This window comes from Kouleothrix sp., assembly GCF_046328425.1.
In the GTDB taxonomy this organism is placed as follows: Bacteria; Chloroflexota; Chloroflexia; order Chloroflexales; family Roseiflexaceae; genus Kouleothrix.
In genome coordinates, this window is sequence record NZ_JAXLWP010000026.1 from 67989 (window position 1) to 92324 (window position 24336).

Annotated in this window: 20 protein-coding genes and 1 pseudogene; 7 read left to right on the forward strand and 14 right to left on the reverse strand. The window is 69.7% G+C overall.

The genetic code is table 11. The features are described 5' to 3' along the window. Positions 1-52 precede the first annotated feature (52 nt). The 11 genes from U0177_RS22035 to U0177_RS22085 all read right to left on the reverse strand — a co-directional run bounded on the left by U0177_RS22035 (position 53) and on the right by U0177_RS22085 (position 8976). Complete coding sequence (locus U0177_RS22035; protein WP_409572825.1) at positions 53-961, reverse strand: NifU family protein; 909 nt, start codon at positions 959-961, stop codon at positions 53-55. A gap of 42 nt (positions 962-1003) precedes the next feature. Continuing rightward, positions 1004-1363 (reverse strand): hypothetical protein, encoded by a 360-nt coding sequence (locus U0177_RS22040; protein ID WP_409572826.1) that lies wholly within the window; start codon positions 1361-1363, stop codon positions 1004-1006. Next, on the reverse strand, positions 1335-2582 hold the full coding sequence (locus tag U0177_RS22045; RefSeq protein WP_409572827.1) for a hypothetical protein: 1248 nt from the start codon (positions 2580-2582) through the stop codon (positions 1335-1337). The genes U0177_RS22040 and U0177_RS22045 overlap by 29 nt, the downstream gene beginning before the upstream one ends. Positions 2583-2621: 39 nt before the next feature. Continuing rightward, on the reverse strand, positions 2622-2858 hold the full coding sequence (locus U0177_RS22050; RefSeq protein WP_409572828.1) for a hypothetical protein: 237 nt from the start codon (positions 2856-2858) through the stop codon (positions 2622-2624). Continuing rightward, complete coding sequence (locus U0177_RS22055) at positions 2855-3145, reverse strand: hydrogenase maturation protease (protein WP_409572829.1); 291 nt, start codon at positions 3143-3145, stop codon at positions 2855-2857. The genes U0177_RS22050 and U0177_RS22055 overlap by 4 nt, the downstream gene beginning before the upstream one ends. A 14-nt stretch (positions 3146-3159) precedes the next feature. Beyond that, positions 3160-3630 carry a hydrogenase maturation protease gene (locus U0177_RS22060; RefSeq protein ID WP_409572830.1) on the reverse strand — a complete coding sequence of 157 codons (471 nt, stop codon included), beginning with the start codon at positions 3628-3630 and terminating at the stop codon, positions 3160-3162. A 224-nt stretch (positions 3631-3854) separates the two neighbouring features. After that, on the reverse strand, positions 3855-5489 hold the full coding sequence (locus U0177_RS22065) for a nickel-dependent hydrogenase large subunit (protein ID WP_409572831.1): 1635 nt from the start codon (positions 5487-5489) through the stop codon (positions 3855-3857). Positions 5490-5618: 129 nt separating this feature from the next. Then, positions 5619-6590 carry a hydrogenase gene (locus tag U0177_RS22070; protein WP_409572832.1) on the reverse strand — a complete coding sequence of 324 codons (972 nt, stop codon included), beginning with the start codon at positions 6588-6590 and terminating at the stop codon, positions 5619-5621. A gap of 126 nt (positions 6591-6716) precedes the next feature. Then, the gene (hypB, locus tag U0177_RS22075) at positions 6717-7394 is read right to left on the reverse strand and encodes a hydrogenase nickel incorporation protein HypB (protein ID WP_409572833.1); all 678 of its coding nucleotides are present in this window, start codon (positions 7392-7394) and stop codon (positions 6717-6719) included. A gap of 251 nt (positions 7395-7645) precedes the next feature. Continuing rightward, positions 7646-8014 (reverse strand): hydrogenase maturation nickel metallochaperone HypA, encoded by a 369-nt coding sequence (hypA, locus tag U0177_RS22080; RefSeq protein ID WP_409572834.1) that lies wholly within the window; start codon positions 8012-8014, stop codon positions 7646-7648. Positions 8015-8082: 68 nt separating this feature from the next. Further along, on the reverse strand, positions 8083-8976 hold the full coding sequence (locus tag U0177_RS22085; RefSeq protein WP_409572835.1) for a DUF1641 domain-containing protein: 894 nt from the start codon (positions 8974-8976) through the stop codon (positions 8083-8085). Positions 8977-9282: 306 nt separating this feature from the next. Between U0177_RS22085 and hypF the strand changes: the two genes are divergently transcribed. After that, entirely contained in the window at positions 9283-11808 is a 2526-nt protein-coding gene (gene hypF / locus U0177_RS22090) for a carbamoyltransferase HypF (protein ID WP_409572836.1), read from the forward strand. 297 nt (positions 11809-12105) lie between these two features. Here the strand turns inward: hypF and U0177_RS22095 are convergent. After that, positions 12106-12963 (reverse strand): annotated as a pseudogene (locus tag U0177_RS22095) (PLP-dependent aminotransferase family protein); the annotation flags it as partial. A gap of 124 nt (positions 12964-13087) precedes the next feature. On the opposite strand from U0177_RS22095, the gene U0177_RS22100 reads away from it, so the two are divergent. Continuing rightward, positions 13088-13900: an Fpg/Nei family DNA glycosylase gene (locus U0177_RS22100; RefSeq protein ID WP_409572837.1), complete on the forward strand. Its 813-nt coding sequence runs from the start codon at positions 13088-13090 to the stop codon at positions 13898-13900. Here the strand turns inward: U0177_RS22100 and U0177_RS22105 are convergent, their stop codons facing one another. Further along, positions 13901-15511: a gamma-glutamyltransferase family protein gene (locus tag U0177_RS22105; RefSeq protein ID WP_409572838.1), complete on the reverse strand. Its 1611-nt coding sequence runs from the start codon at positions 15509-15511 to the stop codon at positions 13901-13903. 238 nt (positions 15512-15749) lie between these two features. On the opposite strand from U0177_RS22105, the gene rsmI reads away from it, so the two are divergent. The 3 genes from rsmI to U0177_RS22120 all read left to right on the forward strand — a co-directional run bounded on the left by rsmI (position 15750) and on the right by U0177_RS22120 (position 19844). Then, positions 15750-16520 (forward strand): 16S rRNA (cytidine(1402)-2'-O)-methyltransferase, encoded by a 771-nt coding sequence (gene rsmI / locus U0177_RS22110; protein ID WP_409572839.1) that lies wholly within the window; start codon positions 15750-15752, stop codon positions 16518-16520. 9 nt (positions 16521-16529) lie between these two features. Then, entirely contained in the window at positions 16530-17666 is a 1137-nt protein-coding gene (locus U0177_RS22115) for a tRNA-guanine transglycosylase (protein ID WP_409572840.1), read from the forward strand. A 1368-nt stretch (positions 17667-19034) separates the two neighbouring features. Further along, complete coding sequence (locus U0177_RS22120) at positions 19035-19844, forward strand: 16S rRNA methyltransferase (protein WP_409572841.1); 810 nt, start codon at positions 19035-19037, stop codon at positions 19842-19844. Positions 19845-20138: 294 nt separating this feature from the next. Here U0177_RS22120 and U0177_RS22125 read toward each other — a convergent pair whose 3' ends face one another. Next, positions 20139-21251 carry a site-2 protease family protein gene (locus tag U0177_RS22125; protein WP_409572842.1) on the reverse strand — a complete coding sequence of 371 codons (1113 nt, stop codon included), beginning with the start codon at positions 21249-21251 and terminating at the stop codon, positions 20139-20141. A gap of 130 nt (positions 21252-21381) precedes the next feature. Between U0177_RS22125 and U0177_RS22130 the strand changes: the two genes are divergently transcribed. Both U0177_RS22130 and U0177_RS22135 read left to right on the forward strand, forming a co-directional pair. After that, positions 21382-23103, forward strand: coding sequence for an ABC transporter substrate-binding protein (locus tag U0177_RS22130; protein WP_409572843.1), 1722 nt, complete (start codon positions 21382-21384; stop codon positions 23101-23103). A 174-nt stretch (positions 23104-23277) separates the two neighbouring features. Next, positions 23278-24285 carry an ABC transporter permease gene (locus tag U0177_RS22135; protein ID WP_409572844.1) on the forward strand — a complete coding sequence of 336 codons (1008 nt, stop codon included), beginning with the start codon at positions 23278-23280 and terminating at the stop codon, positions 24283-24285. The last annotated feature ends 51 nt before the right edge of the window (positions 24286-24336 follow it).

Genomic DNA, 24336 nt, shown 5'->3' on the forward strand with positions numbered 1-24336 from the left:
AAATCATCCACAGATTGCGCAGAGCTGCGCAGCCTGTGGACGGTAACGATGCCTACCCAGCAGACGGCCTCACCCAGATCCGGCCATCTTCGACGCGCAGCGGGAACTGCTCGAGCTGGGCCTGTGGGGCCGTCAGGCACTCGCCGCTGGTGGTGTCGTAACAGAAGCCGTGCCAGGGGCAGCTTAGCGTGCCCGATGCCGCGTCGAACAGCCCGCCGTCGAGCGGCAGGCCCTGGTGGGCGCAGGCATTGCGAAAGGCGCTCAGCCGGTTGTCGGTGTTGATCAGCAGAATGCTGGCGGCCTCGGCGTCGAGCCGGCGCAGGCTGCCAGGCGGCAGCTCCTCGACGCGCGGCCCGGCGACCCAGCCGGCCAGCCGGTCGCGCACGCCAATCGTCTCGGGCATGATCAGCGCCGGGCCAGGCTCATTCGGCACAACCTCGATGCCGGCGATCTCGGGCACATTCGCGCGCAGCGCTTCTTCAACACCCTCGCGCAGTGTCACGGCGGCCATTGAGCAGCCGTTGCAGCTGCCGTGCAGCCGCACGTAGGCCACGCGGTCGCGCACCTCCACCAGCTCGACATCGCCGCCGTGCGAGCGCATGTACGGGCGCACCGCGTCGATGACCCGCGCGACGCGGGTGGTCATGTCGGCGCGGATGACGCCGTGCATGGCAAACAGCGCGCGCACCAGCGGGTCGTCGACCAGCTCGAACAGCAGCTCTTTGCCGCGCGGGTCGTGCTTCAGCCGCTGCACTATTTGGACGATCGCGGCTTTGTGAAACGCCTCGATCGCCTGCTTCAGCTCGTCGGCGCGGGCGCGGCCATTCTCGTCGAGCTGGCTGGCAGCCTCGACGGCCTTGTCGACGCGCGCGGCCAGGCGCTCAAGCTCGTCGGGCGCGGGGCCGCTGGCCGGGGCTGCGGCAGGTGCGGCCGCCGCGTGGCCGTTCAGTGCCTGGGTCATTCAGACAACCTCTCATTATCACGAGTTACGCCGTACGTGTTCTCAGCTGTAGCTGGCCTGCTGCTCGAGCGCCTCTTCGGCCTTGGCGGCCAGCAGGTCGGCGAAGGCGCGCAGCGCGAGCTGGCCGAGCATGGCCTCGATTGGGCCGGCGGATGGCGCTGTGGCGCTGCGGCGGGCGAGCGCCTGAAGCACAAAGCACGCGCCGGCGGCATTGTCGAGCAGGAAATCGCGGAAGATCGCCTGCGCGAACGAGTCGAGCCAGATGCCCTCGCCCTGCGGGTCGGCGCGCAGCTGCGCGAGGGCCTGGCCAGGCCCGCCGCAGCGCTGCACGATCCGCTCGGCGAAGCGCTCGACCGCCGTGAGCAGCAGGAAATCAAACTGCTGGCGCTGGTATGCTTCCATGCTCGTCCTGTGTGGCGTGCTCGCTCGCGTCGATCGTCGCCAGCACCTCGGCCACCGCCTCGGCCGAGGCCGGGTCGCCGTGGCGCTCGAACAGCGCGCGCGCGGCGTCGAGCTTCTCGCGCGCGTGGCGGAAGATGCCGAGGTGCGCCAGCGCGTTGCCCTGGTTGGCCAGCAGCCGGGCGTAGCCCAGCGGGTCGCGCGCCGGGTCGCGCGCGCCGAGCAGCTCTTCGTACAGCTCGACCGCCTCGGCAAGGTGGTCTTCGGGGTGCGCCGAGGGCAGGTACTGCAGCGCGTTGGCCAGGTTAAGCTGGGCGCTGGCCCAGCGGTCGGGGTGGGTTTCGCGCGTGAAAATCTTCAGCGCCTCGCGCAGGCCCTGCACGCCGATCGCCATGCGCAGCTGGTCGCTCGACTCGGTCAGCGGCATAGCTAGGTACGCCAGCGCCAGGTTGTTCTGCGCAAGCGCGTACAGCTCGGGCGCGGCGTCGCGGGTGTAGGTCTTCAGCGCCTCCTGGTAGCACTTGGCGGCCTCGAGCAGCGGGCCGCGCTGGCCGCGCGCCAGATCCTGGTAGAGCATGCCGAGCCGCAGCGCCAGCTGGGCGCGCAGGTCGGGCATGGCGTCGCCGGCCAGCAGGTCGAGCGCCTCGCGCAGCCGCAGCACCGCAGCCGCGCCCGCCCCGTCCTGCGCCTGCAGGTCGGCGATGTCGCCGAGTAGCTGCGCGGCCAGCAGCGGCGACACCGGGCGCGCGGCGTCGATCGCGGCGTCGAGCAGCTCGATCGCTGATGCGTCGTCGCCGCGCTCGATCGCCAACGTGGCGTGGGCGGCGAGCACGCACGCCGCCAGCTCGCCATCGGCCGCGCCGCGCGCGGGCGGCGCCTCGGCCCAGCCGAGTGTGTAGGCCGCCAGGTCGAGCAGCTGCGCCAGCTCGCCGCGCAGCTCGCCGCGCAGCCGCGCGTAGTCGGCCGGGTCGCCGCCGAGCACCAGGCGGTTGTAGGCCGCCTCGGGCGTCGTGTCGCCCTCGAGCGCTGCGAGCGCGGCCTGGGCATCGCCCTGGAGCGCCAGTGCGTAGAAGCGCAGCTCGGGCGGGAAGCTGGCGGGCGCGCGCCCGGCCAGCAGCTCGGCGGCGATGTCGGCGGAGCCAGCGGCAGGCGGCAGCACCAGGTAGCCGGCCGGCAGCGCGAACACGCCGAGCGGCTGCGGGCGAAGTGCAAGCGTGGTCATAATTCTCCTATGATCTCGCGCGGCGGTTGGGATGCCCAGCTAGGCACCTTCGTCGCGAAACGGCCGGTCGCGTAGCGCGGCGCGGCGCATCATATCGGCGGCGACGCGGGCCTTGCGCTCGGTTGGGTAGGCCTGGATGCGGTGGCGGCGCACGCCGTCGCGAAACGCGACCTCGAGGTACACCACCCACTGGCCATTCTCCTGGCCGATCAGCGTAGTGACGCCGATCGCGTCTTCAGGGATGGCCCACGGGTCATCCGAATTGGGCGCGCTCATTGCAGCACCATGCGCAGTGCGCCGGCCCGCTCGTCCCAGAAGGCCAGGCGCGGGCCGGGCGCGGTGCCGGCCGGCAGCAGCTCGGCCAGCAGCACGCTGCGGTCGCCGTCGCGGTTGCGCTGCTTGAGCAGCAGCCCGCCGGCGCCCGGCCCGCGCAGCGGCAGCAGCCACAGCTCGGGCGCGCGCACCAGCGCCACCAGCACATCGCCGGGGAAACGCTGCCTGGCCAGGTCGGCAGGCAGGTGCAGGTAGCCGCGCTCGGTCAGCTCCAGCTGAATCGTGCTCATCGTGTGCGCAACCACTAGCTGGCGCCGAGCGCCAGGGCGGCGCCGCTAGCCAGCTGCTGGGCCAGGCTTTCCATTGTCGCGGCCACGGCGGTGCTGAGCGGAGCGCCATGCTCGAAGCACTCGCCCTCGATCAGGTACACGGTGATATCGTGCGGGTACTCGTCTTTCAGCAGCCAGCGCCCGAACGCCAGCGCGTGATCCCAGCGGAAGGCGTGCAGGTTGGCGCCGAGCGGCGGCAGGTTCTCAAGCTCTTCGCCGGGAACCTGGAACAGCGTGCCGGGTGCCGCGCCAGTCCAGGCTGCGTCGACGATGATCACCCGATCGGCGCCGCGCATCTTGAAGGCCACGTCCATGCCAGCGGTGCCGCCGTCGGCCACGCGCACCCCGGCGGGCAGGCCGATCTCCCACATCCGGCGGATGAGGATCGGGCCGACGCCGTCGTCGCCGCGCAGCAGGTTGCCACAGCCGATTACGAGTGTATCCATGTTTCAGTCCGTTTGTAGCTACAGCTTCGATCGCCGGCTGTCGATTACGCGACGTACGCGCTGGGCCGCATCGTACGCCGATTCTGCCTGCCGCCTCGTGGTGCGGTCGCTCTGCGACCGCACCACGAGACAAAGCGGGAGACGACCGCGTGGCTCGTGCAGATTCGGGGCCGAGCGGCGCAGGCCGCGCGCCCGAACCTACGGCCGGCGATCGGCACTGCGCGCTAGCGCATGCCCTCGCCGATCTTGAAATGCGCGAGCTGCTTGCCGGTCTTCGCATCATAGGCGTGCACAGTGCAGACCAGGCACGAGTCGAAGCTGCGGGCGACGTGGCCGAGCTCGACCGGGTCGGATGGATCCTGGATTGTCGCGCCGACGTAGGCCTGCTCCATCGGGCCATTGACCTCGCGGTTATCGCGCGGGCCAATGTTCCAGGCGGTTGGCGTGATCACCTGGTAGTTGGCGATCTTGCCGTTTTCGAGCACGATCCAGTCGGCCAGGGCGCCGCGCGCCGCCTCGGTGGCGCCAAAGCCCTTGCCGGACTCATACTCGGTCGGCTTGATGTAGAAGCGCTCGTGCAGGTCGAGCTCGTCGAGCCAGCCGCGCACCTTCTTGTAGAGCTTGGCCTCTTCGTGCAGGCGCGCCAGCGCGCGCACCAGCACGCTCGGGCCCTTCTTCTCGATGATGTCGGTGAACAGCGGGTCGACGTCCTGCCAGTCTTCGCCGGGCTTGCCGGCCACCACTTGGCGTGCCAGCGGGCCGACTTCGAGCGGCAGCGCGCCGAGGCCGGGGATCTCGTAGCGCGGCGCCTTGGCCCAGGTGTACTTGCCCTGGCGCTTGCCGTCGGCCGGGTCGATCGGCTCGGTGCGGCCCTCGAACGGGTGCAGCAGGCCCTGGCCCTGGTAGAACGAGTGGGTGTGATCCTCGCGCACGTTGGCCTGGTCGAACTCGTAGTGCTTGCCGGCGGCGTAGATGCCCGAGCGCGAGATCAGCGCGGCGTTGCGGCCCTCGATCGTCGGGCGGTTGTACTTGTGGTGGTGCAGGTAGGTGCCCATGGCCAGGTAGTTGCCGTGGCCGGCGCCGAACTTGTCGAGCCCGACCTCGAGGCCGAAGCGCAGGAAGAAGGCTAGGTCGGAGTTATGCTGGGCCTCGTTCTCGTCGGCCCATGCCAGCAGGTCTTCCCAGGTCTTGATCGCCATCCAGCGGTCGAGCGAGCAGCCGAGCAGCTGCGTTTCGAGCCAGTCGTTCTTCCACTGCTCGAGAATGGCGATCGAGCGCGTCACGTCGGTGAGCGTCGGGCCGCACATCACGCCGCCGGGGATCATGAAGCTCGAGTGCGGCCACTGGCCGCCGAAGATCGCGTACACCTCCACGGGCTTGCCCGAGAGCGTGACGCCGCGCTCGTACGCCTCGCCTACCAGCGGGGCGAAGCGGCGCACTGCCTCGTCGTAGCCTTTGGCCTTGGCGTAGCGCCGGTTGGTCAGGTCGATCGCGAACAGCGCGTAGAACCAGCGCGGCACGCTTTGCAGCGTCTCGCAGCCCTGCGCGATATTGCGCACCAGCAGCGCGTTGGGCGGCAGCTCGGTGCGCCAGGCTACGTCGAGCGCCGCAGCCGACTTATACAGGTGGCTGCCGCCGCAGATCCCGCAGATGCGCGGCGTGACGATCAGGCCGGCCTGCGGGTCTTTGCCTTTCAGGATCATCTCGAAGCCGCGGAACATGCCCGCCTCGGTCCACGCCTGGGTTACCACGCCGTCCTCGACCGTCACGCGCAGGTCGAGGTCGCCCTCGACCCGGCCGAGCGGGCTGACGTGTAGGTCCATGCGCCCCGCGCTGGTGCGGCTCACGGTGGTGGTCATTGGTTAGCTCCTCACTGGTTTTGTGATGGAAGGATATCGCTCTCAAGACATGCGCTGGAGCACCCTCACCCCCTCTGCCCTCCCCCGCGCGGGAGAGGGCAGAAGGCCGAGGGCGATGCCGGCCCGGCGCTATACGACAAACATGTCTTCTTTCGACCACTGTGGCGCGGCGACGCGGGCGGCGGCGGCCAGGCCCATATAGCTGATCGGGTCGATGCCGGTGGGCATGTCTTTCGGGATGGTGCCGCTGATCTTCTGCGTCTTGAACACCGAGCCGGGCGCGAGGTCGAAGAAGGGGAACTCGGGCTCGGTGCAGCCGGTGCAGGGCATGCCGGCGCGGGTCTTCGACGACTGGCGGTTCCACAGGATGCGGTTGCAGGGCGAGTGCGTCATCGGGCCGCGGCAGCCGAACTCGTAGAACAGGCAGCCCTTGCGCGTGCCCTGGCCGAACTCGGTGGTCGACGATTTGTACTCGAAGTACTGGTTGCGGGTGCAGCCCGTCTGCGTAAAGCTGGTGAAGAACGTCGACGGGCGGTTGAACTCGTCGAGCGCCAGGTCGCCGGCGCGGCCGGCCGCCACCGCCACCACGATCTGCGTGATCCAGTCGGGGTGGGCCGGGCAGCCGGGGATGTTGATCACCGGCAGGCCGAGCTTCGAGCGGAAGTCTTTGCCCAGGAAGCCGCCGGCGTCGCGCTTGAGGAACTGCAGCCCGACCGAGTCGGAGGGGTTGGGCGCGACGGCGGGGATGCCGCCCCAGCAGGCGCAGTCGCCGATCGCCACCACGATGCCGGCCTGCGGCGCCAGGTCGTTGACCCAATCTTGCATGGGGCGCTCGGCGAACATGTTGAAGCGGCCGGTGCCGTTGGGCGCGCGGATGACGCTGCCCTCGTAGACGAAGATGTCCAGCGGCTTTTCGCCGCTGGCGAGCGAGCGGAACATGGCCTGGGCCTGGTCGCCCAGCTCCATGCCCAGCGATGGGTGCCAGAGAAATTCGATGCCAAAGTCGGTCAGCAGGTCGCAGGCGGTCGGCTCTTCGGCATTGAGAAACGAGATGGTGTTGCCGCTACACGCCCCGCCCTGAAACCACAACAGTGTCGCCATGCGTTGCTTCCTCCTTGCTACAACAGATCGCTACCCACCCAAAGACGATTAGAATGTTGCAGGTTGGCACGTTGCACGTTTCTGGGTTTCAACAGCGGAACGTGCGCCTTTCAAACGTGTAAACCTTTACCCCCGACGCTCGAGCCAGGCATCGCGGCGCTGGGCCAGCCAGCCTAGCCACGCCTCCATCCCATCGCCGCGCTTGGCCGAGGTATACAGCACCGGCACGCCGGGGTGCACCGCACCGATATTCGCCTCGGCGGCGGCGGCGTCGAACTCGACCGCCTCGGCGAGGTCGGCCTTGGTCAGCACTACGCAGTCGGCCGAGAGAAACGTGGCGGGGTATTTCAGTGGCTTATCTTCGCCTTCCGTCACGGCGAGCAGCACCGCGCGCGCCGACTCGCCCAGGTCGTAGCCGGTTGGGCACACCAGGTTGCCGACGTTCTCGACGAACAAGAAATCGAGCGCGCCGACGTCCCACTCGGCCAGGTGGCGCGCCAGCATGTCGGCCTCGAGGTGGCACAGGTCGCCGGTTTCGATCTGGCGCACCGGCGCGCCGCTGCGCAGCAGGCGCTGGGCATCGTTGTCGGTGGCAAGGTCGCCCACCAGCGCGGCTACGCGGTAGCGCGCGGCCAGGCGCCGCAGCGTCTCTTCGAGCAGGCGGGTTTTGCCGGCGCCGGGGCTCGAGAGCATATTGATGGCGAACACGCCGTCGCGGGCGAAGCGCGCGCGCAGCTCGGCGGCGATCTGGTCGTTCTTGCTGAGCACACCCTGGCGTATGTCGATCAGCCGTGGGCTGGGCATTGGTTTGTCCTTAGTGCAGGCTATCACACATCCGAACCGGGTTTGATGAAAGACAGAAGACGAAAGACGGCGCCGATTCGTCTTCTGTCTTTCGCCCTGCTTCCTGAGAAATTGTTTGAGAAGCCACCACCAAGGCACACTCCAAGATCGTGTATGCCGTGCTGGTGATTTCTCAGCGTAGTACCGCTTGGTGCCTTGGTTCCTTGGAGGTACACAGGCTTTTCAAACAGGCTCTGGGGCTTGGCACAGCCCTATACGCCCAGCGGTGCGGCTGCCTCGTCGTACTCCAACGCCACCAGCTCGAGCTCGCGGCCGGCCAGAACCTGCGCGGTGGGTGTGCCGCAGCGTGGGCAGCGAAACTGCTGCACATCGGCAAGCTCGGCCTCGGCTTCGCAGCGCGGGCAGAACACGCGCACCGGCACGGCTTCGATCGCCAGGCGCGCGCCCGCCAGCGGCGTGCCGGCCGAGGCGACCTCGAAGCTGAACTCGAGCGCGTCGCGCACCACGCCGGCCAGCGCGCCTAGGCGCAGGTGCACGACGCTCACGCGCTCGACACCGGCGCGCGCCGCGGCGTCGCCGGCTAGGTCTACCAGGCTATGGGCGATCGATAGCTCGTGCATTGCCTTCTCTGGCGCTGCGTTAGCCCCACAGCGCCACCCACCGACGGGCAGCCGCGCCTACACTCCCGCTACTTAGCCTTCCCGTTCATAGGCGTATTGAGCGATTTGCTGAAGCGCCGCGCGAACTCCACCAGCAGCGCTGCCACGCGCTGCACATCGGGGTCGTTGAGCGCGCGCAGGATGGCGATCGGGCCCATCCGCCGGTCGGCGTTCAGGCCCTCGTTGTACACCTCTACGAACGCGTCGCCGGCGCGCCCCAGCAGCGCCACGGTGTCGGTGTGGAACAGCCCCGACGCCAGCAGGCCGCTGAACTCAGGCGACGACACAAACGGCGCCACTTGCTCGATAATGTCGGTGAACTGCGGCACCGCGACGATCAGGCGCGGCAGGTACGAGCGCTGCTCGTGCAGGCTTTGCAGCAGCGTCAGCAGGCTGGCGCTGGCATCGGGCGTGCCGGCGCCGATGTCGCGCACCAGCTCGCGGATGTTGTCGACCATGCGGTCGCTGCCTTGCAAGAACAAGTCGAGCGCGCCGATCAGGTAGGCGATCAGGTCGGTGTGGGCCAGCAGGCGGTTCAGCGCGCCGAGCGTCGCCGGGTCGCCAAGCAGCCGCAGCGTCGCGCGAAACTCGGGGCTGGAGGTCATCGCGCCAAGCTGGTTGGTCAGCTCGAGCAGCTGGGGAAGCTGCTGGAGCAGCCGGGCCGCCGCAGCGGTATCGAGCGCCGGGGTGGCCGGCAGGGTGCCGCGCAGCTCGCCGACGCTGGCGGCCACGTTGTCGACGATCACATCGCTGCGGCGCACCAGCCCGTCGAGCGACGAGGCCGAAAACGCTAGCAGCTCGGCGTGGTCGAGCAGGCGGTTCAGCGCGTCGAGCGTGCGTGGTTCGTTGAGGCGGTCGAGAAGCTGTTCGGCGCCGGCGTGCTGCCGGCCGTTGAGGGCGTGGCCGTTGGTGGCATTGGTCATTGAAGCGCTCCCTGCTGCAATCCGCACCAAAACAGTCGTCGGGCCAATGCGTGTGCTGGCGCCATGGCAGGGGCGAGTGAGAGCGCCGCCCTGGCGCGCGTGCAGAACATTCTGCGTATCATGCCTGGCGGTGCTGGGCACGCCTGGCGTGGCTTGGTTATATTGGACAAGTTGGCTGATGCTGTCTGGTATAATACTGGTTGTTATCGTAACTGAAGGTTAACTGATCGCAATTTTGTGTGTTGGTTGCGCAACTCACGTTGCCGTGCCGCTACCAGAGTTGTGCATACCTGACAAGAGGTCTCGATGAGCGCTGTGGCTCGCGTGCGCGTGCGCGTGCGCGGAATCGTCCAGGGGGTCGGCTTTCGCCCGTTTGTGTACGGGCTGGCGCTGCGCCTGGGGCTTGCCGGCTTTGTGCTGAACGACGCCGATGGCGTGCTGATCGAGGCCGAGGGCTCGCCCGAGGCGCTGGCGGCCCTGCCCCTGGCGCTGGCGGCCGAGTGCCCGCCGCTGGCGCGGGTCGACGCGGTCGAGCACCAGCCGATCGCGCCGCGCGGCGAGGCTGGCTTCACGATCGCCCACAGCCAGGCCGCCAACGTGCGCGCCACGCTGATCGCCCCCGACACGGCCACCTGCGGCGACTGCCTGCGCGAGCTGTTCGACCCAGCCGACCGGCGCTACCATTACCCGTTTATCAACTGCACCAACTGCGGCCCGCGCTTCACGATCGTCGCGGACGTGCCCTACGACCGCGAGAAGACGACCATGCGCGCCTTTGCGATGTGCCCGGCCTGCCGCGCCGAGTACGAGAATCCGCTCGACCGGCGCTTTCACGCCCAGCCGAATGCCTGCCCGGCGTGCGGCCCAGCCGTGCGCTTTGAGCAACGCCCGACGATGATGGATGATCGACAAAAGACCGAAGACCGAAGACCCAAGACCGAAGACGAAAGACCAAAGACGGAATACGAAAGACCCAAGACCGAAGACAAAAGACCCAAGACCGAAGACGAAAAACCAAAGACGGAAGACGAAAAACCAAAGACGGAAGACGAAAGACCAAAGACCGAAGACCGAAGACCGGCTTTGTCGATCGTCCATGGTCTTTCGTCGGGCGGCGACCCGATTGAGGCTGCCGCACAGCACCTTGCCGCCGGCGCGATCGTGGCGATCAAGGGCCTCGGCGGCTACCACCTGGCCTGCGACGCGCTCGACCCGGCGGCGGTGGAGCGGCTGCGCGCGCGCAAGCACCGCGAGGCCAAGCCGTTCGCCTTGATGGTGGCCTCGCTCGAGGCGGCCCGCGCGCTGTGCGCGGTTGGCCCCGACGAGGCGGCGCTGCTCGAGTCGCACCAGCGCCCGATCGTGCTGCTGGAGCGGCTGCCCGGCGCCGGCCTGCCCGCGGCGCTGGCGCCCGGCCACCGGACGCTGGGCATTATGCTGCCGTACACGCCGCTGCACCACCTGCTGCTACGCGCGTTCGCCTCGGCCGCCGGCCCGGGGCGCCCGGCCGCGCTGGTGATGACCAGCGGCAACCTGAGCGACGAGCCGATCGCCTACCGCGACGCCGACGCGATCGAGCGGCTAGGCTCGATCGCCGACGCGTTTCTGCTGCACAACCGCGAGATCCTGACGCGCTGCGACGACTCGGTGGTGCGCGTGGTGCGCGTGGGCGAGCCGGCTGGCGTGCCGCTGCGCCGCTCGCGCGGCTATGCGCCGGCGCCGATCGAGCTGCGGCTCGCGTTCCCGCGCCCGGTGCTGGCGGTTGGCGGGCACCTGAAGAACACCTTCTGCCTGGCGAAAGGCCACCAGGCGTTTGTCGGCCACCACATCGGCGACCTCGAAAACCTCGAGACGCTGGCCTCGTTTCGCGAGGGCATTGCGCACTTCGCGCGGCTGTTCGATATAGCGCCGGCGGCGCTGGCCTACGACCTGCACCCCGAGTACCTGGCCACCAAAGAGGCCCTGGCCGCGGACGTGCCGCTGAAGATTGGCGTGCAGCACCACCACGCGCACATCGCCAGCGTGCTCGCCGAGCACGGGCTCGACGGGCCGGCAATCGGCGTGGCCGCCGACGGAACCGGCTACGGGATGGATGGAGCGATCTGGGGCTGCGAGGTGCTGGTGGCCGACCTGGCCGACTTCACGCGCGCCGGGCACCTGGCGTATGTGCCGCTGCCGGGCGGCGACGCGGCGGTGCGCCAGCCCTGGCGCGTGGCGGCAGCCTACCTGGCGCAGCGCTATGGCCCGGCATTCACCGAGCTTGACCTGCCGTTCACGCGCGCGCTCGACCGTGGGCGCTGGGCGGTGCTGGCGCAGATGATCGCGCGTGGCGTGAACAGCCCGCCCACCTCAAGCCTGGGGCGGCTGTTCGACGCGGTGGCGGCGCTGGTGGGCGTGCGCGGCGAGGCGCTGTACGAGGGCCAGGCGGCGATCGAGCTGGAAACCCTGGCCGAGCGCGAGGCTGCGCCGTACCCGTTTGCGCTGGCCGGCGCGGCGCCGTTTCAGATCGAGGTTGGCCCTGCGCTCGACGCGATCGTCGCCGACGTGCGCGCGGGCGTGGCAGCAGAGCAGATCGCCGGGCGCTTTCACGCCACTGTGGCCGAGATGCTGGCGGCGGCGTGCGCGCGCGTCCGCTCGGAAACCGGCATTGGCGTGGTGGCGCTCAGCGGCGGCGTGTTTCAGAACCGCCTGCTGCTCGAGCGGCTGGCGCAGCGGCTGGCAGACGACGGCTTCGGCGTGTACTGCAACCGGCGCGTGCCGGCCAACGATGGCGGCCTCAGCCTGGGGCAGGCGGCGGTGGCTGCCGGGCGCATGGCGCGCGGGCTGGCTGCCTGACTCAGGCGCCGCGCACGGCCGCGCCAAGGCGGCGCGCGCCTTCACGTAGCTCGGCTGGGCCGTACAAGCTGAAGGCCAGCCGCAGCGCGTGTGTGCCGCGCGCGTCGGTGTGGAAGCGCGCCCCCGGCACATACGCCACGCCGGCGGCCTCGGCGCGCGGCAGCAGCGCGGCGGCGTCGTGCCCGGCGGGCAGGCGCAGCCACACGAAATAGCCGCCGGCCGGGCGCTCCACGTGCAGCCAGGCGGCATGTGCTCGGCCAGCGCGGCCAGCAGCGCGTCGCGGCGGGCGCGGTACTCGGCGCGGAAGCGCGCGACCTGCGCGGCGTACTCGCCCGACAGGGCGTACTGCGCCACCACCAGGCCGGTGAAGTGGTTCAGCCCGCCGCCGCTGTCGATCACGCCGCCGGCCACAAAGCGCTGCACCAGCGTGGCGTCGGCGCTGAGCCAGCCCAGCCGCAGGCCGGGCGCAAGCGACTTGGCGAACGAGCCAAGGCGCGCCACCGTGCCGGGCGCGGCGATGCTCCACAGCGACGGCGGCGCCGCGCCATCGTAGGCCAGCTCGCGGTACACATCGTCCTCGACGATCAAGAGGCGCTCGCGCGCCGCAAGCTCCACCAGCGCGGCGCGGCGCTCGGCCGGCAGGCTTGCGCCGGTGGGGTTATTAAAGGTAGGGATGCAGTACAGCAGCCGTGGCGTACGGCCGGCGCGGCGCAGCGCGGCCAGCTGCTCGGCCAGCGCGGCCACGTCGAGCCCCTGTTCGTCGGCGGCGGCCGGCAGCAGCTCGACCGGGTGGTCGCGCAGGATGCGCAGGGCCAGGTGGTAGCACGGCGACTCGGCCAATACCACGTCGCCGGGCCGGGTGCACAGCGTGCAGATCTGGTCGAGCGCCTGCGAGATCCCGGCGGTGATCAGCAGCTCGCCGGGCGCGGGCGCGCGGCCGTCGACCTGCGCGAGGTGGCCTTCGAGCCACTCGAGCAGCGGGCCGGGGCCGGCCTCGGCGCCGTAGGCCAGCGCGCTCGCGCCCCAGCGCGCCAGCGCCGCGTCGGCGGCGCGGCGCAGCCCCTCGGCCGGCAGCAGCGCCGGGTCGGGCTGGCCGAAGCCCAGCTCGAGAATGCCGGGGCGCGGCTCCATCTGGGCGATCGGTCGTGGCGGCATGGCGGGCCCTTTCGGCTTGCTGGATGCTGCGCTATCTTACCACGGCGGCGCGCGCCCGTGGCCATGGCACGCGCCGTGCCTTTTGCACTGCACGGAGCTATTCGGGGAGCAACAAGGAGCTGTGATGGCCGAGGTGCCCGAGGTCGAGACGATCGTGCGCGACCTGCGCGCGGCGGTGGTGGGCCGGCCGATCGCCGGCGCGCAGGTGCTGCTGCCCGACGCGGTGCGCTTTCCCGCGCCGCCCGAGTTCGAGGCCATGGTCGCTGGCCGGGTGGTGCTGGCCGCCGAGCGGCGCGCCAAGCACATCCTCATGCCGCTTGAAGGCGGCCTGACGCTGGCGGTGCACTTCATGCTCTGGGGCACGCTGCTGCTGGCGCCGGCGGCGCGGCGGCGCGCGCCCGAGACGCTGATCGTGTTCGCGCTCGACCGCGACGAAGACCTGCGCCTGCTCGACAAGCTGGGCTACGCGCGCGCCGCGCTTGGCACTGCTGGCGAGGTGGCCGAGCGGCTTGACTTGGCGTCGCTCGGCCCCGACGCGCTCGACCTGAGCTTTACGCCCGAGGTGCTGGCCGAGCGCCTGGCCAGGCGGCGCGGCGCGCTCAAGGCCGTGCTGCTGAACCAGAAGGTGCTGGCTGGCCTGGGCAACCGCGACGCCGACGAAAGCATGTGGCTGGCCGGGATCGACCCGCGCCGCGCGCCGGTGTCGCTCGCGCCCGACGAGATCGCGCGCCTGCATGGCGCGATCGGCGAAGTGTTGCGCGAGGGCCTCGAGCTGCGCGGCACCCAGGCCGACCTGTTCGGGCGGCCAGGGCAGGCGCGCCACCGCCGCAATGTATTCGAGCGCACCGGGCAGCCCTGCCCGCGCTGCGGCACGCCGATCGCGCACCTGCGCATCACCGGCCGCAACACCCACTTCTGCCCGCACTGCCAGCGCTGATCAAAACCCGATCGCGCAGCCGTCGCCGCGCCCGTCGCTGCCGGCCACGTAGCCGCCGCCCGGCAGCCGCCAGATGATCTGCCCGCGCCCAAACGGCTCGGGGTCGTCGTCGACCTCGAGGTCGTGGCCGCGCGCCGCAAGCTCGGCGGCGATCGCCGGGTGCGCGTGGGCCTCGACTTTGGCGTAGCGCGCTTCCCACCAGCTCCAGCGCGGCGCGTCGAGGCTGGCCTGCGGGTTCAAGCCGTAGTCGAGCGTGTTGACGACCATCTGCACGTGGCCCTGCGGCTGCATGTGCCCGCCCATTACGCCGAACGGCCCGATCGGCTCGCCCTGGCGCATCAGAAAGCCGGGAATGATCGTGTGGTACGGCCGCTTGCCCGGCTCGAGCACGTTTGGATGATCCGCTTCGAGCGAAAAGCCCTCGCCGCGATTTTGCAGCGCGATGCCGGTGCCGGGCACCACCACGCCACACCCAAAGCCCGAGTAAGTCGACTGGATAAAGCTGACCATCATGCCGTCGGCGTCGGCGGCGCACAGGTACACCGTGCCGCCCTTGAGCGGCTGGCCGGGCTCGGGCAGCAGCGCGCGCTCGCCGATCAGCGCGCGGCGCTCGGCGGCGTAGGCTTTGCTCAGCAGCTCGGCGGTGGGCACCGCCGCGCGCTCGGGGTCGGCGATGTAGCGGTGCGCGTCGGCGAACGCCAGCTTCATGGCTTCGAGCTGCAGGTGGTAGCTCTGGCCCGCGTCGCGCGGGGCGCCGGCCAGGTCGAAGCCTTCGAGGATGTTCAGCGCCAGCAGCGCGGCCAGCCCCTGGCCATTCGGCGGGATCTCGAACACGTCGTAGCCACGGTAGCTGGTGCCGATCGGCTCGACCCACGTGCTGGCGTGGGCCGCTAGGTCGGCGGCGCGCAGCCAGCCGCCCGTGGCGCGGGCGTGCGCGTCGATGCGCTCGGCCAGCGCACCGGTGTACAGCGCGGCGCCGCCGCTGGCGGCCAGCTGCTCGAGCGTGCTGGCCATGTCGGCGCAGCGCCAGACCGTGCCGGCGGCCGGGGCGCTGCCCTCGGGCGCGAACGCGCCGCACCAGTGGCCGAACGCCTCGCGCTCGAGGCCCTGCTCGAAGCGCCGGTACGCCCCGGCCCAGCCGCGCGCCGCGATTGCCCCGAGCGGGAAGCCGCGCGCGGCGTAGTCGATCGCGTCCTCGAACAGCTCGGCGAATGGCAGCCGGCCGAAGCGCGCGTGCAGATCGCGCCACGCCGCCGGCGCGCCGGGAACCGTCACCGGCAGCCAGCCGCAGCCGGGCATGCGCGGCCCGTGGCGGCGGGCGATTGCGGCCGAGAGCGCGGCCGGCGCGCGGCCCGATCCGTTCAGCCCGTGCAGCCTGGCGCCATCCCACACCAGCGCGAAGGCGTCGCCGCCAACGCCGCACGACGCCGGCTCGACGACGGTCAGCGTTACGGCGGCGGCGATCGCCGCGTCTACCGCGCTGCCGCCGCGGCGCAGCGCGGCCAGGCCGGCCTGGGCGGCCAGCGGCTGGCTGGTGGCCACCACGCCGCGCGGCGCGAACACCGGCTGGCGGCGCGCGGCGTACGGCAGATGATCGAGCGCGATCTGCATAGATTCCTCCTGTGGCTGTGGCTTGTGCCGCGCATGCTACCCGAGGTTCGGCGCGGCGTCCAGCGTGCATTAGGGGCCACCCACACTAGCGAAAAAGCGCGCCGTCTCACAATTGGCCGCCGTGGCGCATGCCTCGTGGAGCCGCGTAGGCTGCTGGCGCGCCCTGAGGCATGCGCGCAGGCCGTTCGGGCTGGTACGGCGCTGCGCGCGGCACCAGCAGGGCCGCGCGAATGGTATAATGGCGCGATTGGAGCCGCCCCAGCGCGAGAACCCGCCGATGCTGTACCTTGTGGCTACGCCGATAGGCAACCTGGGCGACATGTCGCTGCGCGCGATCGAGGTGCTGCGCGAGGTCGACCTGATCGCCAGCGAGGATACGCGCAAAACCGGCGTGCTGCTGCAGCACTTTGGCATCAACAAGCCGCAGCTCGCGTTCCACGAGCACAACGAGCAGCAGGCCGGCCCGCGGATCGTCGGCCTGCTCAAGCAGGGCCAGTCGGTGGCGCTGGTGACCGACGCCGGCACGCCGGGGATCGCCGACCCCGGCTTCACGCTGGTGCGCCGCGTGATCGACGAGCAGCTCGAGGTGACGATGGTGCCTGGGCCGACCGGGCTGATCATGGCGCTGGTACTCTCGGGGCTGGCGGTGCACAGCTTTACGTTTCGCGGCTTCGCGCCGCGCAAGCCCGGCCCGCGCCGGCGCTTCCTCGAGGTCGACGCGCAGTCGCCGCACACGCTGATCTTCTACGAGAGCCCCTACCGCATCGCGGCGTTTCTCAACGACGCGCTTGAGGTGTACGGCGACCGGCCGGCCGCGCTGGCGAACGACCTGACCAAGCTGTTCGAGCGCGTCGAGCGCGGCACGCTGGCCCAGCTGCTCCAGTGCGACCTGGTGAAGAAGCCCAAGGGCGAGTATGTCGTCGTGATCGCCGGCATTGTCCGCAAGCCGCGCGCCTCTGCCGGCGACGATGACGATGAGCCACCCATGCCGCCCGCATCTCTACGGTAACAATAGCCTATGACCCAAGCGACAAGCCTGCTTCTGCCGCATGGCGAGCTGGCGCTGCCGGCGTTCCTGCCCGACGCGACCGTCGGCGTGGTGCGCGCGGTCGACGCCGGCGACCTGCGCGCCGCCGGGGTGCGCGCGCTGGTGATGAACGTGTTTCACCTGATGCAAAAGCCCGGCAGCTCGACGATCGCCGCGCTGGGCGGGCTGCACCGCATGGCCGGATGGGATGGCCCGATCATCACCGACTCGGGCGGCTTCCAGGCGTACTCGCTGATCCGCCAGAACCCGCGCTTCGGCTCGCTCAGCGACGGCGGCATCCGCTTCACCCCCGAGGGCGCCGAGCGGCCGTTTCAGCTCACGCCCGAGAAGTGCATCCAGCTGCAGATGGCCTACGGCGCCGATATTGTGGTGTGCCTCGACGACTGCACCCATGTCGACGACTCGCTCGACGAGCAGCGCAAGTCGGTGGCGCGCACGGTGCGCTGGGCGCGCCGCTGCAAAGACGAGTTCGAGCGCTTGGTGGCCGAGCGGCAGGGGCGCGGCCGGCGTGCGGCGGCCCCGGCGGCCGCGCGCCCGCTGCTGTTTGCGGTGGTGCAGGGCGGCGGCTCGCGCGAGCTGCGCCGCGAGTGCGCCGAGGCGCTGCTGGCGATCGGCTTCGATGGCTACGGCTTTGGCGGCTGGCCGCTCGACGCCAAGGGCCAGCTGCTGCACGAGATCCTGGCCTACACCCGCGCGCTCATCCCGTCCGAGTTCCCCATGCACGCGCTTGGCGTGGGCCAGCCGGGCAACGTGGCCGCCTGCGCGGCGCTGGGCTACGCGATCTTCGACAGCGCCCTGCCAACGCGCGACGCGCGCAACGGCCGGCTGTACGCCTTCGCCGCCGACCCGCGCGACCCGCGCTTTGAGCTGCGCGGCAGCTGGTACAGCTATGTGTACGTCGAGGACAAAAAGCATATCAAAGCCGCCGGGCCGATCGCGCCATCGTGCGACTGCGCGGCCTGCGCGCAGTACTCGCTGGGCTACCTGCACCACCTGCAGAAGATCGGCGACACCCTATACTACCGCCTGGCGACGATCCACAACCTGCGGTTCATGGCCCAGCTGATCGAGCGCCTGCGCGGCCACGGCGACGCGCCAACCTTATAGCCGAGCGTTGGAGCGTTGGAGCGTTGGAGCGTTGGAGCGTTGGAGCGGAGAGCGGCGCGCACGATGCGCGCCCTACGGGAAAGGCCGTGCCAGCGGCAACGTTGTACGCTCATGCCTCAAGGGCGAACCCGCACGTCATTCTGTGCCACGAGGCATGCGCCACCGGCGTCGTCAGAGCGTTTGAGCGGAGATCGGGGGAGCGAGTGAGCGTTTGAGCGAGTGAGCGCATTGCCCAATGTAGGGCGCGCATCGTGCGCGCCGCCACCGTTAACAAAAGCCGTGCCAGCGGCAACGTTGTACGCTCATGCCTCAAGGGCGAACCCGCACGTCATTCTGTGCCACGAGGCATGCGCCACCGGCGGTGTAGCGGCGACGGCATTCATTACGGGGCCTGGGGCGCAGCCCCAGCGGGGGAGTGCAGAGGGCGGGCGGCCGCCCTTCTGCCGCGGGGCGCAGGGGCGCGGAGCCCCCGAAGGCCCTCGCGGGATGAAAGTGGGGCACGGGGGCGCGACGCCCCCGAACGGCCACGGAGGGAAACGGTGGCGCGAAGCCTCCGAAGGCTCACCCGATTGGGAGAAGGCGCGCACAATGCGCGCCCTACGGGAAGGCCGTGCCAGCGGCAATGTCAGACGCGCATGCCTTAGGGTGAACCACCACGTGGTGCCGCGCCACGAGGCATGCGCCACCGTGCATAGCGAGAGCGGTGGCATTCTTTTACGGGGACTGGGGCGCGACGCCCCCGAACGGCCACGGAGGGAAACGGTGGCGCGAAGCCTCCGAAGGCTCACCCGATTGGGAGAAGGCGCGCACGATGCGCGCCCTACGGGAAGGCCGTGCCAGCGGGTCAACGCTGCACGCCTGCCTCAAGGGCGAACCCGCACGTCATTCTGTGCCACGAGGCATGCGCCACCGGCGTCGTCAGAGCGTTTGAGCGGAGATCGGGGGAGCGAGTGAGCGTTTGAGCGAGTGAGCGCATTGCCCAATGTAGGGCGCGCATCGTGCGCGCCGCCACCGTTAACAAAAGCCGTGCCAGCGGCAACGTTTGTACGCTCATGCCTCAAGGGCGAACCCGCACGTCATTCTGTGCCACGAGGCATGCGCCACCGGCGGTGTAGCGGCGACGGCATTCATTACGGGGCCTCAAAGGGGCGCTGCCCCAGCGGGGGAGTGCAGAGGGCGGGCGTCCGCCCTCTGCCGCGGGGCGCGGGGGCGCGCAGCCCCCGAAAGCCCTCGCGGGAGAACGGGGGCGCGGAGCCCCCGAAAGCCCTCGCAGGGCGCGGGGGCGCGCAGCCCCCGGCTCACCCCGAGGGGGAGAAGGCGCGCACGATGCGCGCCCCCCTACGGCAAATACAGGAAGGGTACTGTGCCATGCCGCGCGCAAGCGAACAACACCTCGACGAGCTGGTGGCCAGCGTGCGCGCCAGCGCCAAGTACCAGGCCGTCAGCGAAGACCTGATCCGCGCGGTCGGGCGGCGCGAGTTGGCGGCGCGCGGCAGCCTGAAGGAGGCGCTGAAGGCCACCAAGAACAAGCTGCACCAGGTGGCCGGCGCATACCTCGACGCCCGGCCGGACTACGACGGCTGGCTCGAGCTGCTCGCGGCGCAGCGCGGCCAGGGCGCGGGCTTTCGCGCCGCGTGCGCGCAGATCATGCGCCACCACGCCTCGACGCGCGAGCGCCTGCCGATCGTCGAGGCGTTCTACCGCGAGCTGTTCGCCGCGCTGCCGCCGCCGCGCTCGGTGCTGGATGTGGCCTGCGGCCTCAACCCGCTGGCGCGGCCATGGATGCCGCTGCCCGACGGCACCGCCTACTATGCCTGCGATCTGTACGCCGACATGGTCGCGTTTCTGAATGGCTTCTTCGGCCTGGCGGGGGTGCCGGGCCAGGCGGCGCAGTGCGACCTGCTGGCCGGCGCGCCGCGCGTGAGCGCCGACGTGGCGCTGGCGCTGAAGGTGCTGCCGCCGCTCGAGCAGCTCGGCAAAGACGCAGGGCGCGACCTGCTGCGCGCGCTCGACGCGCCGCGGATTGTGGTGTCGTTCCCGACCCATAGCCTGGGCGGGCGCGGCAAGGGTATGGCCGCGTCCTACGACGCGCGCTTCCGCGCCCTGGCCGCCGCCGAGGGCTGGCCGATCGAGCGCTTCGAGTTCGCCGGCGAGCTGGTCTTTATCGTCGCCAAGTGATACAAAGGACGCGGGAACCCGCGTCTTGGGCTGATACTGCCTGCGGCAGCGTGGTACTTTCTATCTTTTATGCTCAGAAGGTGGCGCTCCGCCTGCCGCTTCTGAGAAGTTGTTGAAAAGCGGTGGTTTGGAGGGACGAAGTCCCTCCAGGTATCCACTTTTTCGGCGGGTGGCCGCCACCCGCCAGAGGGGAAATGCGAGGGGCGTAGCTCCTCGCGCACCCCCTTTTCAAACAGGCTCTGAGCACCATAAATACTTTGCTAACACACAGCGAGCGCATATTCCTTATCGCCGCTACGAACCGACGATCCTGAGTGGGTCGGGCATGAACAGCAGCACAAACACCACCAGCCCGAACACCGCCAGCGCGACGTGCTTGGCGTCGAGGCGCGAGATGTCGTTCAGCGGCGCGGGGTGGCGCGGGCCGATAACTAGCGCCAGCACCGCCCAGAACAGCCAGGTGGTCGACACCAGCAGCCCCAGCAGCACGCACGCGCCGATCAGCGCGTAGGCCAGGTAGTGCGCGCGCTCGCCTAGCAGCGCGTAGGCGACGTGGCCGCCGTCGAGCTGGCCGATCGGCAGCAGGTTGAGCATGGTAATCAGCAGGCCGATCCAGGCGCCCCAGGCCACCGGGCTGAGCTGCACGTCCACGCCGCCGCTGGGCAGCAGGCGCCCGAACATCAGCCACTTCGCCGCAGCGTATAGCAGCGAGTTGCCCTCTTGCACGTAGCTCGCTCCCGCCGGTGGCCCGACCGTCGAGCGCGACAGGCCGAACAGCAAGAGCGGGATCGCCACCGCCAGCCCGGCCAGCGGCCCGGCGATACCGACCTCGAGGATCGTGCGGCGATCTTCCATCGGCTCGCGCTGCACGATCACCGCGCCCATGGTGCCGGTGAAGCTGATGAACGGCGGCATCGGGATGAAGTACGGCAGGCTCACCGGCGCCTTGCGCAGCCGGCCCACCACGTAGTGACCCATCTCGTGCGTGAACAGGATGGCCAGCAGCGTGGCCGCGAACGGCACGCCCAGCAGCAGGCTGCCAGGGTTGTGCAGCAGGTTGGCGCCCTCGTTGAGCGCGCCTGTCAGCAGCACCGAGAACATCGTGGCGACAAACAGCGCGACGGGAAGCCACAGGCGCGGGCGGCGGCGCTCGACCACCCCCGGCACCGCCACGAGCTCGTCGCCCTCGCCGGCGCGCGTGAGAAACGGCGTGAAGCCGAAGCGCTCGAGCCGGCTGCGGATGGTGCGGTAGATCGCGTCGGCGCGATCGTTCAGCGTGCCGCGCAGCGTCAGCGTGCCGCGCTCGTCCCACTGGTAGCGGTCGATCTCCATCAGCCCGCGCAGCGACTCGCGCACCTGGCCCGTCAGCTCTAGCCGGTCGATATCTTCCACTAGTGTGCTGTTCAATTCGCAACCTCGTTTCGTATCCCATCGGCGGGGTAGTATAACACGCTCTTGACAGTTCAGCCGGACTCCCTATAATTACCGAACCCCTGTGAAGGACACAGATGTTCCGCCTTTAGAAAGGAGCCTGTCGATGGCCCGACCTTTCCGCTTCACCCATGCCCTGGCGCTGCTACTGGTTGGCTTGGTGCTGCTGGCCGCCTGCGGCGGCGCCGCCCCTGCCGCAGCGCCTACCAGCGCGCCCGCCGCCGAGCCGACTGCCGCGCCTGCCGCCGCGCCGACCGCCGCCGCCGAGCCGACTGCTGCGCCCGCTGCGGCGGCTGCCACCGCCGCGCCGGCCGCCGCCGAGGTGAGCCGCGAAGACACGCTGATCTTTGCCGGCGACCTGACCGACCAGATCTCGATGGACCCGGCCGTGGCCTACGAGTTCGGCGGCATCCAGGTGGTAGGCAATATCTACCAGACGCTGGTGACATTCACGCCCGACAGCGCCGACATCAAGCCGTGGCTGGCCAAGAGCTGGGATATCAAGCAGGGTGCCGACGGCTCGACGATCACGTTTAAGCTTGATGAGAAGGCCAAGTTCTCCAGCGGCGCGCCTGTCACCGCCGCCGACGTGGTGTACTCGTGGAACCGCGTGCTCGACCTGAATAAGTCGCCGGCGTTCCTGTTCTCCGATATCGCCGGCCTGAAGAAGGACAGCTACCGCGCCGTCGACCCGCAAACCTTCGAGGTGAAGCTCGCGCCCACCACCAGCCCGCAGGTGTTCCTGTCGATCCTCAGCTTCACGATCTCGGCCCCTGTCGAGCAAAAGGTCGTTGAGGCTAACGCCGGCAGCGACTTCGGCTCGACCTGGCTGAACGACCACTCGGCCGGCAGCGGCCCGTACGTGCTGACGAGCTGGGAGCGCAACACGCAGAACGTGCTCGACCTCAACCCGAACTACAGCGGCACGCCGCCGGCGTTCAAGCGCGTGATCATGCGCAACATCCCCGAGCAGGCTAACCTCCAGTCGGCGATCGAGACCGGCGACGCCGATATCGCTCAGGATCTTGGCACCGAGCAGGTGAAGGCGCTCGAGGGCAACGCCGATGTGACACTGGTGAAGGCCAGCCTGACGCAGCTGGTGTACCTGGGCCTCAACGCCAAGTCGCCGCCGCTCGACAAGCCCGAGGTGCGCGAGGCCATCCGCTACGCGATCAACTACGACGAGCTGAACACGCTGCTCGGCGGCAGCGGCAAGATCGTGCAGGAGATCATCCCCGACGGCTTCCTCGGCCATACCGGCAACAACCCGTTCAAGCAGGATATCGCCAAGGCCAAGGATCTGCTGGCCAAGGCCGGCGTCAAGCCCGGCACCGAGATCGAAGTGCTGGTGCCCACCGGCCCGGCGCCCGGCGGCCTCGAGAACAGCACGCTGGCCGCCAAGCTCCAGGCCGACATCGAGCAGATCGGCCTGAAGCTCAACCTCAAGCAGATCCAGACGTCGGAGCTGCTGAACACCTACCGCGCGCAGAAGGGCCAGATCGTGCTGATCTCGTGGGGCCCCGACTTCCCCGACCCCGACGCGAACGCCACGCCGTTCACCAACTACGAGGCTAAGTCGATCGGCTGGCGCAACGGCTGGGAGGCGCCCGATGTCGCCAAGCTGGCCAAGGACGCCTCGCTCGCGCCCGACGCCGCTAAGCGCACCGAGCTGTACAAGCAGCTGGTCGACCGCGTGCAGCACGAAGGCCCGTACGCCGTGCTGTACCAGCCGGTGCGTACCTACGGCGTGCGCAAGAACATCAAGGGCTTTGCGTTCGGCCCGATTAGCACGCCGAATGTGTTCTTCTGGACGATTAGCAAGAGCTAGGCGTTCGGCGCTCGGCTGTGAGCTTTGCGGCTTAAGCTGCAAAGCTCACGGCTCAATCGGGCCTAGGCCGCTGCCGCCCGGCCTTCGGCAGAGCTGTATGTGCGGATGTTCTGCGCGGAACATCCGCACATACGCGGAACGGCGCGGCTGCGTAGGCCCTGACACAAAACCACCATGATCCGTTTCATCCTGAGAAGAATAGTCGGCCTGGTGCTGGTGCTGGTTGGCGTGTCGGTTATCACCTTTGCGCTTTCGCAGCTGGTGCCGATCGACCCGGTGGCGGCGGCGCTGGGCCAGAACGCGCGCAACGAGCAGATCGAAGCTTACCGCAAGGAGCTGGGCCTCGATCGCCCGGCCGTGCTGCAGTACTTCAGCTACGCCGCCAGGCTGCTGCAGGGCGACCTGGGCAAGTCGATCCGCACCCGCCGCGCCGTGGCCGACGACCTGCGCGATTTCCTGCCGGCGACGATCGAGCTCTCGCTCGCGGCCATGCTGGTGGCCTGCGTGCTTGGCATCGCGCTGGGCATCCTGGCCGCCATCCGGCGCAACAGCTGGGTCGACGCGCTGGCGCGGGTGTTCGCGCTGGTGGGCGGCTCGCTGCCGATCTTCTTTGTGGGCCTGCTGGTGCTGGCGCTGTTCTACAGCCGGCTGCGCTGGCTGCCCGGCCCCGGCCGGCTCGACGCGGTGCTCACGCCGCCGCCGCGCGTCACCGGCATGTACACGATCGACAGCCTGCTGGCCGGCAACTGGCCGCTGCTGAAGAATAGCCTGCAGCATCTGGTGCTGCCGGCGGTCACGCTCGGCTACTTTTCCACGGCGGTGCTGCTGCGCATGACGCGCTCGTCGATGCTCGAGGTGCTCGGCCAGGATTACGTGCGCACCGCGCAGGCCAAAGGTCTGCGCGACCGCGTTGTGCTGCTGCGCCACGCGCTCAAGAACGCTATGATCCCCGTGCTCACCACCATCGGCATTGTGTTCGGCAGCCTGCTCTCGGGCGCCGTGCTCACCGAGACGATCTTTGGCTGGCCCGGGCTCGGGCGCTACGCCACTACCTCGGCGGTAAGCCTCGACCTGCCCGCCGTAATGGGCGTGACGCTGGTGGCCGCAGTGGTGTACCCGGTGGTGAATATGCTGGTGGATATCGGCTACCACCTGCTCGACCCGCGCATCGGCATCAGGTAAAACACCACACTGCCCTGCTGAACAGGCGGTACTTTTTATATAGCTGGACGC

Bases quoted from the DNA above. Each gene is read 5' to 3' on its own strand.
- U0177_RS22035 (WP_409572825.1), bottom strand. From the start codon at position 961: ATGACCCAGGCACTGAACGGCCACGCGGCGGCCGCACCTGCCGCAGCC.
- U0177_RS22040 (WP_409572826.1), bottom strand. From the start codon at position 1,363: ATGGAAGCATACCAGCGCCAGCAGTTTGATTTCCTGCTGCTCACGGCG.
- U0177_RS22045 (WP_409572827.1), bottom strand. From the start codon at position 2,582: ATGACCACGCTTGCACTTCGCCCGCAGCCGCTCGGCGTGTTCGCGCTG.
- U0177_RS22050 (WP_409572828.1), bottom strand. From the start codon at position 2,858: ATGAGCGCGCCCAATTCGGATGACCCGTGGGCCATCCCTGAAGACGCG.
- U0177_RS22055 (WP_409572829.1), bottom strand. From the start codon at position 3,145: ATGAGCACGATTCAGCTGGAGCTGACCGAGCGCGGCTACCTGCACCTG.
- U0177_RS22060 (WP_409572830.1), bottom strand. From the start codon at position 3,630: ATGGATACACTCGTAATCGGCTGTGGCAACCTGCTGCGCGGCGACGAC.
- U0177_RS22065 (WP_409572831.1), bottom strand. From the start codon at position 5,489: ATGACCACCACCGTGAGCCGCACCAGCGCGGGGCGCATGGACCTACAC.
- U0177_RS22070 (WP_409572832.1), bottom strand. From the start codon at position 6,590: ATGGCGACACTGTTGTGGTTTCAGGGCGGGGCGTGTAGCGGCAACACC.
- hypB (WP_409572833.1), bottom strand. From the start codon at position 7,394: ATGCCCAGCCCACGGCTGATCGACATACGCCAGGGTGTGCTCAGCAAG.
- hypA (WP_409572834.1), bottom strand. From the start codon at position 8,014: ATGCACGAGCTATCGATCGCCCATAGCCTGGTAGACCTAGCCGGCGAC.
- U0177_RS22085 (WP_409572835.1), bottom strand. From the start codon at position 8,976: ATGACCAATGCCACCAACGGCCACGCCCTCAACGGCCGGCAGCACGCC.
- hypF (WP_409572836.1), top strand. From the start codon at position 9,283: ATGAGCGCTGTGGCTCGCGTGCGCGTGCGCGTGCGCGGAATCGTCCAG.
- U0177_RS22100 (WP_409572837.1), top strand. From the start codon at position 13,088: ATGGCCGAGGTGCCCGAGGTCGAGACGATCGTGCGCGACCTGCGCGCG.
- U0177_RS22105 (WP_409572838.1), bottom strand. From the start codon at position 15,511: ATGCAGATCGCGCTCGATCATCTGCCGTACGCCGCGCGCCGCCAGCCG.
- rsmI (WP_409572839.1), top strand. From the start codon at position 15,750: ATGGCGCGATTGGAGCCGCCCCAGCGCGAGAACCCGCCGATGCTGTAC.
- U0177_RS22115 (WP_409572840.1), top strand. From the start codon at position 16,530: ATGACCCAAGCGACAAGCCTGCTTCTGCCGCATGGCGAGCTGGCGCTG.
- U0177_RS22120 (WP_409572841.1), top strand. From the start codon at position 19,035: ATGCCGCGCGCAAGCGAACAACACCTCGACGAGCTGGTGGCCAGCGTG.
- U0177_RS22130 (WP_409572843.1), top strand. From the start codon at position 21,382: ATGGCCCGACCTTTCCGCTTCACCCATGCCCTGGCGCTGCTACTGGTT.
- U0177_RS22135 (WP_409572844.1), top strand. From the start codon at position 23,278: ATGATCCGTTTCATCCTGAGAAGAATAGTCGGCCTGGTGCTGGTGCTG.